The sequence below is a fragment of the Vibrio sp. 704 genome, from assembly GCF_033339295.1.
The window spans coordinates 34,155-49,434 of sequence record NZ_JAWOUH010000019.1 but is presented as its reverse complement, the minus strand read 5'-3'; the positions used below and the strand labels follow the sequence as shown (position 1 = coordinate 49,434).

Genomic DNA, 15,280 nt, shown 5'->3' with positions numbered 1-15,280 from the left:
CTAGTCATTTAACGTAAATGACAATAACAATGGGTTATGATCGGAAGCGTCGCTCTGCGGCGCTTTTGCGTACTTAAGCGTCAGACCTCGGTAAAACACATGGTCCAGTGGTAACCCTGTTATAAATTGGACTCGATGATCCGGCAAGAACGTCACCTCTTGTAAGTCCGCAGCCTTTAAGGTCTGCCTCATCGCATTAACGCGAGATTCACTCCAGCTATTGAAGTCTCCAGCAAATAGAATTGGCCCCACATGATGCTTTAAAAGCATTTCAAGCGCCGTTAACTGAGATACATACTCTTTTGTACCCACGGTGAAGTTAATCGCATGTACATTCACCACTGCGAGTTTCTCGCCATTACTCAAGTGATACTGGCTATATAATGCAGACTTAGGTAAGCGAAGCCACGGCTCTTTAGAGGTGTAAGCGCAGGCTTTTTCTGGTTGCCCTTGAGCAATACTAATTACACCGGCACCGCTACCCAGCGCCTTAAAAGCACTCACTTGATTACTAACCCAGCGACCATCCACCAACCACTGTTTAAATGATGGTGTCATGCTGGCTTCTTGCAATAACAGTAACTGCTTATCAGCAGAAAACTCATCGAGTGCACGTTGCCAATTAGCCCGGTTCTGTTTGTAGATATTCCAGACAAGCACATTGATTTTGCCGTCATGATCGAGAGCTTTTGAATCGCTAAATTCGATGCACCTGATATCTTGTGTCAGCTCGGTACCTGTTTGAGTAATAATTTGCGGCTGATCTGGTACGGTGAAAATAACCTGGAAGCCAACCAATACCGCCATTACGAGAAAAGCTAACGCCAGAAAAAAACGCTTAAACATACGACAAACCTGAATGTAGGCACCCAAAATCTAGAACAACAAATCTCGGGTTAAATGATTTCACTAATAAGCAAACAACAAAAAAGGAGCCACTTGGCTCCCTTTTAGCATAATAAATACGAAACAGGTGACAAGAAACCTTAGATCGCGTCTTCGTCTTCTTCACCAGTACGAATACGAACCACACGCTCAATATCAGTGACAAATATTTTACCATCACCAATCTTACCAGTTTGCGCGGTTTCAATGATTGTCTCTACGCATTTATCAGCCACATCTTCCGTTACAACGATTTCGAGCTTCACTTTAGGTAGAAAGTCCACCATGTACTCTGCACCACGGTAAAGCTCGGTGTGACCTTTTTGGCGACCAAAGCCTTTCACTTCAGAGACGGTCATCCCTGTAATGCCAACTTCAGCTAGCGCTTCTCGAACATCATCCAGTTTAAATGGCTTGATAATCGCTTCAATTTTTTTCATGTTCATCCCTTAAGCTTCAATCGATTGCGCTTATTATCGTTTAGCGTTTCGCAACATTCAATGTTTGTCTCTGATCCACCAGCGAAAATCCAGATTGAGCAAATTAACATAGCGAATATCGTGAGTTGATAAAACCCCAGTGAGGACTGCTCAATGCCCAATCGTCCAAGCTTTTTCAGACTCGCGTTTACTTCAAACTTGCGTAGTAAGCCGCTAGGTTAGCGATATCTTCATCAGACAACAATGAAGCTTGAGCTTGCATCACAGCAGCAAGCCCACCTGTTCGCTCTTTATTTTTATAAGCTTTAATTGAACTGATAATATATTGCTCATTTTGCCCTTTCAGATTTGGGTAACCCGGAATGACAGCAATACCATCAGCGCCATGACACGCCGCGCATACTCCCGACTTTGCTTGACCTGCTGTAGCATCTCCCGCAGCTAGAGCTTGCCCACTAAACATGGTTAACGCCACCATTGCACCCATGATTGTTTTCTTCATTGCTTCACCTAATCAATTATTATTTAAGGATTTTTATATTTTATAATCGACATTGTGGCATGAATTTTCATTACCTGCGCCAAATAAGTTCACAATCTTGACCATTAAACGCCTGATCAACGAACAGATCTGCCACAGCAACGACTCGGTCTTGGTACATTAAAATCGGAATTTGACGACGCAGCCAGCTTGGCACATTGTATTCTTGGAATAACTTCTTCAGTTTTCGACTGTGATTACGCGTGGTTGGATGCGCTGATAAACCTTCCGGATTGAAGGTCACGCGAAGCAATTCTGGCTGACTCGGTAGCGCAATCGTTGCGTTACTAGAACTCGTCGTTAAGGTCAGCTCCCCGAGTCCCTCAGGCAGCGACAAAGTCGCATCAACCTGAATCGTACTTTGCCACTTAGTGACATCAGCCGTGTCCGTTACCCAATAGAGACGATTTCGAAAACGGCGCACTTCACCTTGTTTAAGTTGTAGTTTGGGGTTGGCATCTTGCTGAGCTAATGCCACTTCATTCCAGATAAGATTGAGTTGTACCTGAGTCGGCATACTAGTATTAAGCTTAGCTAGCCACATACGAATCAAGCGCGCACGTGCTAATTCACTGTGCTTAGCCAGTTCTTCAATACTCAAACTTAGATCCGTTTGTAAAGCGCGTTCAAACACCGCGCTCAATAGTTCATCCAATAGCGCTTCTTGTTGAGCACATAAGCTTGCACTGCGCTGAACCGCTTGATGGATACTCGGCCAACGACCAGACAATTCAGGAACAACACAATGACGAAGAAAGTTACGATCATAACGGGTATCTTGATTGCTTTCGTCTTCCACCCACTCCAAGCCTAATTTAGTAGCGGCGTCTTCGATGGTCTTCCGCTTGATAGTAAGCAATGGTCGAACTAGAGATCCGCAAGAAAACGGCATACTCTCCGCCATCGAAGATAACCCTTTTGGCCCGCTACCGCGCTTAAGAGCAAGGAGAAAAGTCTCTATTTGATCGTCGGCATGTTGACCAGTCAACAGTATATCGCCTTCTTGAATGTACTTAGTTAAGGCTTGGTAGCGAGCTTCACGAGCAAGAAGTTCAATACTTTCACCATTGCTGATGTCTAAGCTCACTCGCTCAATCGAGCACGATATCCCCACTTGTTGTGCCCAAAGTAAGCATTTATCGGCCCAATTATCGGCATTCGAGCTTAAACCATGGTGCACATACACAGCGTGACACTCTACAAAGTGCGCTTGTTGGTAGCGACTGAGTAATTCGAGTAAAAGACGTGAATCCACTCCTCCGCTAAACGCCAAGACAACCTTAGTGCCTAATTGATAGTAGCGGTCGAGAACTTGAGCAAAATGCGGGTAAAGCGATTCCATAAGCGATCCGATAGGTACAAAAAAGGGCTGGACTCTCATCCAACCCTTTCTATTTTAACTGTTATCACTTGAGATATCAGCTAACGCTTAATAGCAATCACCGAAATTAACAGTAACCGTAGCTCATTAGACGCTGGTAACGACGCTCACGTAGCGCCTCTTCATCCAATTGTTCTAGATCTTCTAGCTGACGAAGTAATGTCGCTTTCATATTCGCTGCCATTTGAACATGATCGCGATGAGCGCCGCCTAGTGGCTCTTCAATGATTTCGTCGATCAGTTCAAGCTCTTTAAGACGCGGAGCAGTTAGACCCATTGCCTCTGCCGCTTGTGGCGCTTTGTCTGAATCACGCCATAAGATTGAAGCACAACCCTCAGGAGAAATTACTGAGTACGTAGAGTACTGAAGCATGTTCACATAGTCGCCTACACCAATTGCTAGTGCGCCGCCTGAACCGCCTTCACCAACAACGTTACAGATTACTGGCACTTTAAGACCAGACATCACTTTTAGGTTTTTCGCGATAGCTTCAGATTGACCACGCTCTTCTGCGCCCACACCTGGATACGCGCCAGCCGTGTCGATAAATGTGATGATCGGCATGTTGAAACGCTCTGCCATTTCCATCAAGCGTAGCGCTTTACGGTAACCTTCTGGTTTTGGCATACCAAAGTTACGTTTCACTTTCTCTTTGGTTTCACGACCTTTTTGGTGACCAATGATCATCACAGGGCGGCCTTCAAGGCGAGCCATGCCACCCACAATCGCTTTGTCGTCTGCAAACGCGCGGTCACCCGCTAATTCATCAAACTCCTCAAAAGCGTGTTGGATGTAATCTAGCGTGTAAGGACGTAGTGGGTGACGAGCCAGTTGAGCTGTTTCCCATGCGCCTAGGTCGCTGAAGGTTTTTTTCTTCAGCTCTAAGCTTTTCTTCTCAAGCTGTTCGATTTCTTTATCCAGGTCAATCGCAGAATCACCACCGTGACGAGAGACATCACGTAATGCTTCAATTTTCGCTTCTAGTTCTGCAATTGGCTTTTCAAATTCAAGAAAGTTTAGGCTCATCTATGAATCCTTGTTTACTCAGCGTCTAACATATTGCGCTGAATTTTTAGTTAAATTCGAGTTCTACCTGGCTTTTGCCAAGCAACTGTTTTAAATCGTCGAGTAATGTATCACTTGGCGTAACTCGCCACTCGGTGCCCAATGTTAACCGCGCTCTGGCGTCGGCACGCTGGTAGTATACATTGACGGGTACGGTTCCGGCTTTGTGCGGTTCTAAAATACGGCTGAACTGCTCAAAAAACTGATCGTTGATCTGATTTGCATCTATCGATACCGACAAACCACGAGCGTATTTCTCGCGCGCACTGCCGAGATCCATAACTTCACGCGCCGACATTTTAAGGCCACCGTTGAAGTCATCAAAGCTGACCTGTCCAGAAACGACCAAAATTCTGTCTTTTTCGAGAAGTTCAGCGTATCGATCCAGCGCATCTGAGAACAACATCACTTCCATGCGACCACTTCGGTCATCCAGTGTCATAATACCAATTCGTGTACCACGCTTGGTCGTCATTACACGAGCGGCAATAACCAGGCCGGCTACCGTGACAGATTGATCGCGGCGAGTGGGCGTTGCGTCTTTTAGTCGACAACTGGTGTATTTGTTTAGTTCCTTTACGTAGGCGTTAATTGGGTGCCCTGTCAAATATAGACCTAGGGTATCACGCTCGCCCTCTAACCACACTTTTTCTGGCCAAGGCGGAACCTGCGTATACTTATGCTCTACTTCTTCAGGCGCATCCGTTAGCACACCAAACATATCCGTTTGACCAAACGCCTCAGCTTGGTGATGTTGACTTGCGGCTTTTACCGCATCATTGAGTGAAGCCATCATCGCAGCGCGGTGTGGGCCAAGTCGATCCAACGCGCCCGCGTAAATCAGCTTCTCTATCACTCGTTTATTGACACGTTTTAGATCAACTCGAGCACAGAAATCAAATAGGTCTTTAAAGTGACCACCTTTATTTCTCGCCTCAAGAATCGCATCGATAGGGCCCTCACCAACCCCTTTTATCGCACCAATACCGTATACAATTGCGCCATTTTCATCAACATTAAAGCGATATAGGCCAGAGTTGATGTCTGGTGGCAGCACGGTAAGCTTCATACGGAAACACTCATCGACCAAGCCAACGACTTTTTCCGTGTTATCCATATCGGCTGTCATTACCGCAGCCATAAATTCGGCAGGATAATGTGTTTTCAGCCAAAGAGTTTGATAAGAAACCAATGCATAAGCAGCAGAGTGCGATTTGTTAAAACCATAACCGGCGAACTTTTCTACCAAGTCGAAGATTTTCATCGCCAACTCGCCATCGATACCGTTCTTTATCGCACCTTCTTCAAAGATAGCACGTTGTTTTGCCATCTCTTCTGGCTTTTTCTTACCCATTGCACGACGAAGCATGTCCGCACCACCTAGCGTGTAACCTGCTAAGATCTGCGCAATCTGCATTACCTGCTCTTGGTACAGGATGATGCCGTAGGTTGGATCAAGCGTCTCTTTTAGCGACTCGTGTTGCCACTTTTGATCTGGATAAGAGATCGCTTCTCGACCATGTTTACGGTCGATAAAGTTATCTACCATGCCCGATTGCAAAGGACCCGGACGGAAGAGTGCTACCAATGCGATAATGTCTTCGAAACAGTCTGGCTGAAGTCGTTTGATCAGCTCTTTCATGCCTCGAGATTCAAGCTGGAATACTGCTGTCGTTTCAGAGTTTTGCAACAAACGGAAAGAGGCAGGGTCTTCTAACGGTATGGATTCAATTTGAACCGGTTCTTTCCCTTCTCGCTCTAGGCGTGGGTTAATCAGTCCTAACGCCCAGTCAATAATGGTTAAGGTACGTAAACCCAAGAAGTCAAACTTAACTAGGCCAGCGGTCTCAACATCGTTTTTATCAAATTGAGTAACCGGGAAGTGACCTTCAGCGTCTGCATAAATTGGCGCAAAATCGGTAATTGTTGTAGGTGAAATTACAACACCACCAGCGTGTTTACCGGCGTTTCGCGTACAGCCTTCCAAAATATGACACATGTCGATGAGTTCTTTAACTTCCTCATCGGCCTCATACAATTCAGGTAGTGCAGGTTCAGCTTTAAACGCTTTATCTAGCGTCATGCCTGGATCGGGCGGAATCAGCTTTGAAATACGATCAACAAAACCAAATGGGTGGCCCAATACGCGGCCAACGTCACGGATTACCGCTTTTGCCGCCATCGTACCAAACGTGATGATCTGAGATACCGCGTCGCGACCGTACATTTCCGCAACGTGGTCAATAACCTGGTCACGTTTATCCATACAGAAATCGACGTCGAAATCGGGCATCGAAACACGTTCTGGGTTCAAGAAACGTTCGAACAGCAAGTCATATTCTAGTGGATCCAGATCGGTGATTTTTAGTGCGTAAGCCACCAAAGAACCAGCACCGGAACCACGTCCAGGACCGACAGGAATTCCATTATCTTTTGACCACTGGATGAACTCCATTACGATCAAGAAGTAACCAGGAAATCCCATTTGGTTGATAACATCTAGCTCTATCTGAAGACGTTCATCATATTCAGGGCGGCGACGTTTTCTCTCTTCCTCATCTGGAAATAGGAACTCTAAACGCTCTTCCAACCCCTCTCGGGATTTCATGACTAGGAACTCAGTCTCTTTCATCCCTTCGGTTGGGAAAGCTGGTAGGAAGTACTCACCTAAGCGCACAGTCACGTTACAACGCTTCGCTATCTCGACACTGTTTTCTAACGCTTCAGGAATATCAGCAAACAGCTCACACATTTCTTCTTCTGTACGAAGATATTGCTGCGGACTGTAGTTTTTTGGCCTACGCGGATCTTCTAATGTGTAACCATCGTGAATCGCTACGCGTATTTCATGAGCATCAAATAGGTCTGGACTCAGGAATACAACTTCATTGGTCGCCACTACTGGCAAGTCTTGCTGCTCTGCCAATTCAACCGCAAAGTGAAGATAAGTTTCTTCATCTGGACGACCGGTACGAAGTAGCTCAAGATAAAAGCGATCTGGAAAATGCTGTTTATAAAAATCAACACACCCCTGCACTATTTGACGGTTGCCTTTCAAAAGGCCGCGACCAATTTCCCCGCTTTTACCGCCGGATAATACAATCAAGCCTTCAGACATTTCAGCCAACCAGGCTTTATCAATCACAGGGTGGTGTTGAACATGTCCACGTAAGTACGCTTTTGATATCAATAACGTCAGGTTCTTATAACCCACATTATCCGCCGCAAGCAAAGTCACTTGAGTCAGCTCTTCACCAAACTCGTCCGACTGCATTTTAAAGTCAGCACCGATGATCGGTTTAACACCACTGCCATGCGCCGTACCGTAAAACTTCACCAAACCACATAGGTTGGTAAAGTCGGTCAACGCCATTGCGGGCATACCGAGCTCAGCAACTTTCTTTACGATTGGCGGAACTTTGTTGAGGCCATCCACCATCGAGAAGTCACTATGAACACGCAGGTGGATGAATTTGGGATCTGACATTAACAGGTACCGTGTAACTCTATTTTGTTGGGGATTCTAACCTAAAGAGGTTGGGTTTATAACACCAATTAGATCGTTTGATTATTCTATGCCTAACGCTTTTTTTACTGGCTTGAAACTCTTGCGGTGTTCACTGATCACTCCGTGTTGCTCAATCGCTTCAAAGTGCACTTTAGTTGGGTAACCTTTGTGCTTCGCGAAGCCAAATTGTGGATGAAGTTTATCCAACTCTTCCATCTCTTGGTCACGCACGACTTTGGCAATAATGGAAGCCGCACTGATTTCGGCAACACGTAGATCGCCTTTTACTACAGCTTGAGCATCCATTGGCAGCTCCGGACAACGGTTACCATCAATCAACACCAAATCAGGTTGAACCTGTAACCCCGCCACTGCACGCTGCATCGCAACCATAGTCGCCTGTAAAATATTCAGTTGATCAATTTCTTCAGGAGAACAACGCCCGAGCGCCCACGCCAATGCTTTTTCTTTGATTTCAGGAAGCAACGCCATGCGTTTCTTTTCGGTCAATTTTTTCGAATCGTTCAACCCTTCAATAGGATTGTTAGGATCAAGGATAACCGCAGCGGTGACGACGTCTCCCACCAAAGGACCACGTCCTACCTCGTCGACTCCGGCCACAAGCTGGTAACCTTGCGGATATTCAAACGGAGGGAGTTCAACTTTGGTTTTGGTCGCTTTTGGTTTAACAGCCATGATAAATCTCTATTTTTCAATCAGTTTTAGAACCGCGTTTGCGGCTTGTTGATCCGCATCTTTACGGATCCAATGATGCATTTCCGTAAACTTATCTAACATCGGTTTATTGTCGCTTTCCAATAAGCGAGAAACCTCAGTAAACAAATTGTCTGGTGTGCACTCATCTTGTAGATATTCTTTGACGAGCTCATCATCCGCCAAGATATTCGGCAATGACACATACTTTGTTTTCAATAGACGTTTAGCTAAAAAAGCAGTAAATGCATTCACACGATAACCCACCACCATTGGACGCTTGAGAAGCATACACTCCAACGCTACGGTACCGGAGGCCAGCATCACGGCATCGGATGCGGTGATGACGTTGCGTGCGGTGTCATCAACTAACTTGAAGTCTAATTCTGGTGCGAGCACTTTCCATGCTTGTTCAAACTGCTCACGGCGTTTTTGATTAACAAGCGCGACAACAAACCCCAGTTCTGGAAATTTTTTATGGAGTAACTTGCAGGTTTCAATAAATGGCTCTGAGAGCATTTTTAACTCGCTACCACGACTGCCTGGCAGGACAGCAAGCCACTTTTTATCTTGTTCTAAACCAAGCAACTCACGTGCAGGCGCTTGTTCTGATTCTAGTGGGATGGCATCAGCCAAGGTATGACCAATGAACTCGCAAGGTACATTAAATTTGTCGTAGAACGCTTTCTCAAACGGAAGAAATGCTAGTACCAAGTTCGTTGCCGCTTCTATTTTAAAGATGCGCTTCTGACGCCAAGCCCAAACAGACGGACTCACGTAATGAACGGTTTTAATGCCCGCTTGCTTGAGGTCAAGCTCTAGGCGTAAGTTGAAGTCAGGAGCATCGATCCCTATGAAAACATCAGGCGGATTCTGAGTAAAATACTGAACGAGCTCAGCTTTCACTTTAAGAAGTCTCGGTAAGCGGCCTAAAACCTCGACTAATCCCATCACCGCAAGCTCTTCCATATCAAACAGAGACTCGCAACCTTGGGCTATCATTTTCGGACCGCCAATGCCTACGAACTCTGCGTCTGGATATTGCTGCTTTACTGCTTTGATAAAGCCTTCACCTAGCGTATCGCCAGACAATTCTCCGGCAATGATGCCAATACGTAATGGTCTTTCCATATCTACTTCGCTATTTTTCCTGTGCGCTATGGATAACGGTTTGCCTTATCCATAAAACACAAAAAGATCGTAACCTCAAATTTGGTCACGATCTTTTTATTTATTGGTTCATTCGCCAATTAACGAATAATGCCACGTTCCGTCGTTTCCAGAATATCTGAGAAACGCTTCACAGCCGGCCACTCTTGAGCCATTTCAGCCAGAATAGGCTTCACTTCTTCTAGCGTCTTACCTGAACGGTAGATTTCTTTATACGCTTTTTGTAGCGCACGAATCTCTGGTTTCTCAAAGCCATTACGCTTCAAGCCAACAAGGTTCAAGCCGAATGGAGTAGCGTGGTTACCTTGCGCGAGTACGTAAGCTGGGACATCTTGCACCACTGCTGAGCAGCCGCCAATGTACGCGTAAGCGCCCACTGTACAAAACGGGTGAATCGCAGACAGTGCCATCACACCAGCATAATCATCAACAGTAACGTGACCACCAAGAATCGAGTTGTTACCGATATGAGTATGGTTACCAATAACAACATCATGCGCAACGTGTGCATTCACACACAATAAGTTGTCATCACCAATGATCGTGGTTGCTTTGTCTTGCACTGTGCCGCGGTGAACTTGGACCGCTTCACGAATGACGTTACGATCACCGATAATCACAGTTGTGTCTTCACCATCGTATTTTTTGTCTTGGTTTTCTTCACCAATGACAGCATGTGGGAAAATACGGTTATCTTTGCCAATAGTTGTGTGACCTTTGATCACAACGTGAGACATCACTTCTGTGCCTTCACCAATTTCAACCGTAGAGGTGATGTACGTAAAAGGACCTACTGTTACGTTAGCACCAATTTTGGCGCCCTCTTCTACCACCGCTGCCGGGTGGATTTTAGCGGTTTCATGAATCATATTAAAACTCTCGACGAGCACACTTCAGTTCTGCAGAACATACCACTTCACCGTCAACTTTTGCTACACCGCTAAATGCAGCAATGCCGCGACGTTCTTTCAGAAATTCTACCTCAATAACCAATTGGTCGCCCGGAACCACTGGTTTACGGAATTTCGCGCCGTCTACGCTTGCAAAGTAGTACAATTCATTTTCTGTTGGTGCACCAAATGATTTAAATGCAAGTAAGCCTGTTGCCTGAGCCATTGCTTCTAAAATCAAAACACCTGGGAATACTGGTAGTTGAGGAAAGTGACCTGTGAACTGAGGTTCGTTAACCGACACGTTTTTAATCGCGTGAAGGTACTTCTCTTCTTGGAAGTCTATCACTCGGTCGATCAATAAGAATGGGTAGCGATGAGGTAGTAGCTCTTGAATTTCAGAGATGTTCATCGTTTTCTTTTCAGTAGTCAAAGTCGTCTTCCTATATCAATTTTTTGCCGCCAAGATGGCAAACGTGGCAACAGGTCGTAAAGCCGAATCGCTTTGCAATATACTAGCAAAATACGCACCATCTTGGAGTTAAATCTACTTAGAGCGCGTCATTATAGAAGAAAAAGACCCGCATTTCGCGAGTCTTCTTACAGAATATGGAACTAGAGCTTGTTAGCCTTCGTGTTAAATACAGAGCGAAAGATAACTTGTTCTAAATTTCTTCTTTCTGTTCCAGCTGTTTTTCAACCGCTTTTAGGCGCTTATTCATCTCATCAATACGGTGAACTCGAGTCGCGGTCTTACGCCACTCTCTGTTCGTTTGTAGTGGGATACCTGATGAGTAAAGGCCTTTTTCTTCGATACTGCGCATTACCATGCCCATACCTGTAATAGCCACACCATCTGCGATAGTGATATGGCCATTCAGAACAGACGCGCCGCCAATCTGGCAGTACTTACCAATTTTTGTACTGCCCGCGACAATAGTACCACCAGGCATCACGGTACCATATCCGATCTGCACGTTGTGCGCGATTTGAAGTTGGTTATCCAGAATGACATTGTCTTCAATGATAGTATCTTCGAGTGCACCGCGGTCAATCGTAGTACAAGCACCAATCTCAACGCGGTTACCGATACGCACTGAACCAAGCTGAGGAATTTTGATCCACTCGCCTTTGTCATTCGCATAACCGAAGCCATCAGAGCCAATGACGGTACCTGATTGAACGAGACAGTCATCACCCAATGACACTTCATGATAGATAGTGACATTAGCCCAAAGCTTGGTGTTATTCCCTAGCTTGGCGTTCTTACCGATAAAACAACCAGCGCCAACGCTTACGTTATCGCCGAGTTCTACGCCCGTTTCAATCACAGCGTTAGCGCCGATTGTAACGTTCTCACCCATCTTAACGTCAGCGGCAATCACAGCACTTGGTGCAATATCGTCTGCCGGTTTTGGTGTGGTATCCATCGCTTGGACCACACGAGCAAATGCGACATAAGGGTCTGAAACCACTAGCGCATTTCCAACGCATTGATCTTTATGCTCAGCCTTTACCATAACAACGGTAGCTTGGCACTCAGAAAGGTGTTTTGCGTATTTTGGGTTAGACAAGAAGGTTACGTCACCTTCTCGTGCTTTATCCATTGGGGCAACACGGCTTACAACGAGAGACTCGTCACCAAACAGCTCACCCCCGGTAATTGTCGCCAATTCGGCTAATGTCAATGTCTTCATAACTTCTTATTTTAGAGCTTTAATTACGTCTTCAGAGATATTGTATTCTGGCTTGCCGTACTGCAAAGCAGAGATATCAATCACAAGATCGTAACCATTTTTGTCTGCGACTTTCTTAACTGCATCTTGAATCGTTTTGAAAAGCTTCGCTTTTTCTTCAGCTTCACGACGCGCACTTGCTTTTTCAAGTGCTTGTGCTTTCACTTTGTACTCGCTGTCTAGCTTCGCGATATCGATACGTAGCTTTTCAACTTCGTCTTGACCCAAAAGCTCGCCGTCACGTTGTAGCTTCTCAATCTTTGTTTTAGCTTGTGCTTGGATTGACTTCAGTTCATCAGCTTTGCTTTTGAAGTCTTTCTGCATTTTTTGTAGTACAACTTCACGTTGAGGAAGAGCTTGAAAAACTTGAGCTGTATTTACGTAAGCAATTTTCTGTGCAGCTTCTGCCGCATTTGCAAACATTGAAGAGCTCAGTACAAGAAGGCCAATCCCAGCCGCTTTGATCATTTTATTCAAAATATTTTCCTCTTTAGAAAGTTCTACCGATAGTGAATGTGAAGAACTCTTCATCATCGCCATCAAATTTCTTAATTGGTTTCGCTAGTGAGAATACTAGTGGCCCCATTGGAGACATCCACTGCAACGCCGCACCGTAAGAAGAGCGGTAGTTGGTTGGATCTGAGTAATCGTAGTAGTAGTTAGCACCCGAAATGTTGCTATTTTCTCGATAATCAAACTCGGTATCCCAAACACTTGCCATATCAAAGAAGATACTGGTACGAATTTGGTTTTGTACTTCCTCTGATGCGAACGGCGTTGGAACGATCAACTCAATACTTGCTAATGCGACTGCGTTACCACCCACTGAATCATCTGTCGCAATATCTGTACCATTGTTAGAGCCGGATGTATCGCGGTAAACCGCTTTAGGGCCAACAGAGTTTGAGCCAAAGCCACGAAGCGATGTAAAGCCACCGGCGTAGTAGTTTTCGTAGAATGGGAACAAGTTATCGTTACCATCCGTTTGACCGTAACCATTACCGTAACCTAAGCGGCCACGGAACAAGAGGGTAAACTCGTGCTTTTTAGTCAATGGCACATACTGGCGAACATCGTACTGCATTTTGAAGTATTGAACGTCAGAGCCAGGTACGGTCATTTTATAGAATGCACGCTGATGGTTACCTGCCGTAGGGAAATAGCCACGGTTTAAGTTATTACGTGTCCAAGAGATATTGAAGTCGAAGTCGTTCGTATTCAATGCCCCACTTGAATCTATATTATCTTTTTGCGCTTCTAAGAACTGCTCTACCTGCAAGTAAGGCGATAAGTTACCGATCTTGTTGTGCGTATAACCGACACCGAATTCAAAACGGTTCAACTCGTCGAATGGGAAGCCCCACGTTAAGCTCGCGCCATAGCTTTCGTTGGTATAGTCAACGATATTGGCTTCTTTAGCTTCAAATTCGTTATAGAAAACCTTACCACCTAAGCTTACACCGTCTAAGTTCCAGTACGGATCACGGTAATCAAGACTGATGTTTTTCTGGTAGTCATTCATCATCGCGTTGATACCAACACGGTTACCGCTACCAATAAAGTTATCTTGTTGCAGGCCAACCTGGAAGCTCACACCCGATTCTGTACCGTAGCCAACACCGAAGTTAACGCTACCAGAGTTCGCTTCTTTGACAGAGTAAACTAGGTCAACTTGATCATCACTACCAGGAACTCGAACCGTCTGTACTTCAACATTTTCAAAGTAGCCCAAACGATTTAGACGAGTTTTACCCGTTTCAATCGATTTCGAGTTCAACCAACTGCCTTCCATCTGACGCATTTCACGACGAAGGACTTCATCTTTGGTTGAGTTATTACCCGTGAAGCGAATATCACGAACATAAATTCGGTTACCCGGGTCTACGTTAACGACCAAAGAAACTTCTTGATTCTCGTCGTCAAACTCTGGAATGGTATTCACTTGAGGATAAGCATAGCCGGACTCACCAAGCACACGCTTAATTCCTTCTTCCATTGAAGTAACCAACGAGCCGTTGTATGTCTCATTGTCTTCAAATGGCACAAGTCTTTCGAACGTCGCTTCCTCGCCAATCAAATCGCCACGGAACTTCACGTCCTTAACGGTGTAAACCTCGCCCTCTTCTAGACCAAGAGTAATGTATACCCCTTTCTTGTCAGGAGAGATTGCAACTTGTGTCGAATCAACGTTAAATTTTAAGTAACCACGATCCAGGTAGAATGATTTGAGTGCTTCAATATCACCTGCAAGGACTTGCTTTTGATACTTTTCATCAGAAAGGAAATTCCACCACGGCACATCAACATTTAAGTTAAAGCGCGAAAGCAGCTCTTCATCACTGAACACTTCATTACCGATAAAGTTGATTTGCTGAATTTTTGCCGACACACCTTCAGTAAAGACAAACTTAAGGTCAGAACGATTACGTGGTAGTGGAGTAACCACCGCTTTTACTGTTGCGTTGTATTTACCTACGCTGTAGTAAAAGTCTTCTAAGCCTTTTTCAATGTTGCTTAGCGTGGTGCGGTCAAGCGCTTCACCTTCACGAACACCAGACGCGTTCAGGTTTTCTTGTAGCTGCTCGTCCTTGATTGCTTTGTTACCTGAAAAAGAGATGCTTGCAATGGTAGGACGTTCTTTGACTTGAACCATCAGAACACCACCGTCACGCAACACTTTCACATCTTCAAAGTTACCAGATGCATACAGGGCGCGGATAATTTCTGCAACATCGCCTTGGCCAATGGTATCACCGACACGTACAGGCATTTTCAACAATGCAGCACCCAGTGCTACACGCTGCAATCCATCGATTTCAATATCTTGAACTACGAAGTTCTCTGCTCCATTTGCAGATACACTGGTCGCCAGTAAACTTGCAAATAGAATTCGCTTAATCGCCATACTTGTTCTAATTATTCCTTGCTACTGCTTTTGTCTCTGAACTA

General features: G+C 45.2%; 13 protein-coding genes. All 13 read right to left on the bottom strand.

Annotated elements, in window-relative coordinates; genetic code table 11:
* Positions 1-846, bottom strand: coding sequence for an endonuclease/exonuclease/phosphatase family protein (locus R7R24_RS19625; RefSeq protein ID WP_054577594.1), 846 nt, complete (start codon positions 844-846; stop codon positions 1-3).
* 140 nt (positions 847-986) lie between these two features.
* Positions 987-1,325 (bottom strand): nitrogen regulatory protein P-II, encoded by a 339-nt coding sequence (gene glnB, locus R7R24_RS19620; RefSeq protein ID WP_005380372.1) that lies wholly within the window; start codon positions 1,323-1,325, stop codon positions 987-989.
* Between the two features lie 187 nt (positions 1,326-1,512).
* On the bottom strand, positions 1,513-1,827 hold the full coding sequence (locus tag R7R24_RS19615; RefSeq protein ID WP_005391816.1) for a c-type cytochrome: 315 nt from the start codon (positions 1,825-1,827) through the stop codon (positions 1,513-1,515).
* 70 nt (positions 1,828-1,897) lie between these two features.
* The gene (gene tilS / locus R7R24_RS19610) at positions 1,898-3,208 is read right to left on the bottom strand and encodes a tRNA lysidine(34) synthetase TilS (protein ID WP_054577593.1); all 1,311 of its coding nucleotides are present in this window, start codon (positions 3,206-3,208) and stop codon (positions 1,898-1,900) included.
* A gap of 106 nt (positions 3,209-3,314) precedes the next feature.
* Positions 3,315-4,274, bottom strand: coding sequence for an acetyl-CoA carboxylase carboxyl transferase subunit alpha (accA, locus tag R7R24_RS19605; RefSeq protein WP_054577592.1), 960 nt, complete (start codon positions 4,272-4,274; stop codon positions 3,315-3,317).
* 46 nt (positions 4,275-4,320) lie between these two features.
* Positions 4,321-7,800 (bottom strand): DNA polymerase III subunit alpha, encoded by a 3,480-nt coding sequence (gene dnaE / locus R7R24_RS19600; RefSeq protein ID WP_054577591.1) that lies wholly within the window; start codon positions 7,798-7,800, stop codon positions 4,321-4,323.
* Between the two features lie 81 nt (positions 7,801-7,881).
* Positions 7,882-8,517 (bottom strand): ribonuclease HII, encoded by a 636-nt coding sequence (gene rnhB, locus R7R24_RS19595; protein ID WP_054577590.1) that lies wholly within the window; start codon positions 8,515-8,517, stop codon positions 7,882-7,884.
* A 9-nt stretch (positions 8,518-8,526) separates the two neighbouring features.
* Positions 8,527-9,666 carry a lipid-A-disaccharide synthase gene (lpxB, locus tag R7R24_RS19590; RefSeq protein WP_047102603.1) on the bottom strand — a complete coding sequence of 380 codons (1,140 nt, stop codon included), beginning with the start codon at positions 9,664-9,666 and terminating at the stop codon, positions 8,527-8,529.
* Between the two features lie 119 nt (positions 9,667-9,785).
* The gene (gene lpxA, locus R7R24_RS19585) at positions 9,786-10,574 is read right to left on the bottom strand and encodes an acyl-ACP--UDP-N-acetylglucosamine O-acyltransferase (RefSeq protein WP_191116257.1); all 789 of its coding nucleotides are present in this window, start codon (positions 10,572-10,574) and stop codon (positions 9,786-9,788) included.
* Position 10,575: 1 nt separating this feature from the next.
* Positions 10,576-11,028 (bottom strand): 3-hydroxyacyl-ACP dehydratase FabZ, encoded by a 453-nt coding sequence (gene fabZ, locus R7R24_RS19580; RefSeq protein ID WP_005380349.1) that lies wholly within the window; start codon positions 11,026-11,028, stop codon positions 10,576-10,578.
* Between the two features lie 232 nt (positions 11,029-11,260).
* On the bottom strand, positions 11,261-12,292 hold the full coding sequence (gene lpxD / locus R7R24_RS19575; protein WP_054577588.1) for a UDP-3-O-(3-hydroxymyristoyl)glucosamine N-acyltransferase: 1,032 nt from the start codon (positions 12,290-12,292) through the stop codon (positions 11,261-11,263).
* A gap of 6 nt (positions 12,293-12,298) precedes the next feature.
* Positions 12,299-12,808 (bottom strand): OmpH family outer membrane protein, encoded by a 510-nt coding sequence (locus tag R7R24_RS19570; RefSeq protein ID WP_005391804.1) that lies wholly within the window; start codon positions 12,806-12,808, stop codon positions 12,299-12,301.
* 13 nt (positions 12,809-12,821) lie between these two features.
* Positions 12,822-15,236 carry an outer membrane protein assembly factor BamA gene (gene bamA, locus R7R24_RS19565; RefSeq protein ID WP_005380335.1) on the bottom strand — a complete coding sequence of 805 codons (2,415 nt, stop codon included), beginning with the start codon at positions 15,234-15,236 and terminating at the stop codon, positions 12,822-12,824.
* Positions 15,237-15,280: the final 44 nt, after the last annotated feature.

Excerpts from the sequence above, each read along its gene's own strand:
- R7R24_RS19625 (WP_054577594.1), bottom strand. The coding sequence starts at position 846 with ATGTTTAAGCGTTTTTTTCTGGCGTTAGCTTTTCTCGTAATGGCGGTA.
- glnB (WP_005380372.1), bottom strand. The coding sequence starts at position 1,325 with ATGAAAAAAATTGAAGCGATTATCAAGCCATTTAAACTGGATGATGTT.
- R7R24_RS19615 (WP_005391816.1), bottom strand. The coding sequence starts at position 1,827 with ATGAAGAAAACAATCATGGGTGCAATGGTGGCGTTAACCATGTTTAGT.
- tilS (WP_054577593.1), bottom strand. The coding sequence starts at position 3,208 with ATGGAATCGCTTTACCCGCATTTTGCTCAAGTTCTCGACCGCTACTAT.
- accA (WP_054577592.1), bottom strand. The coding sequence starts at position 4,274 with ATGAGCCTAAACTTTCTTGAATTTGAAAAGCCAATTGCAGAACTAGAA.
- dnaE (WP_054577591.1), bottom strand. The coding sequence starts at position 7,800 with ATGTCAGATCCCAAATTCATCCACCTGCGTGTTCATAGTGACTTCTCG.
- rnhB (WP_054577590.1), bottom strand. The coding sequence starts at position 8,517 with ATGGCTGTTAAACCAAAAGCGACCAAAACCAAAGTTGAACTCCCTCCG.
- lpxB (WP_047102603.1), bottom strand. The coding sequence starts at position 9,666 with ATGGAAAGACCATTACGTATTGGCATCATTGCCGGAGAATTGTCTGGC.
- lpxA (WP_191116257.1), bottom strand. The coding sequence starts at position 10,574 with ATGATTCATGAAACCGCTAAAATCCACCCGGCAGCGGTGGTAGAAGAG.
- lpxD (WP_054577588.1), bottom strand. The coding sequence starts at position 12,292 with ATGAAGACATTGACATTAGCCGAATTGGCGACAATTACCGGGGGTGAG.
- bamA (WP_005380335.1), bottom strand. The coding sequence starts at position 15,236 with ATGGCGATTAAGCGAATTCTATTTGCAAGTTTACTGGCGACCAGTGTA.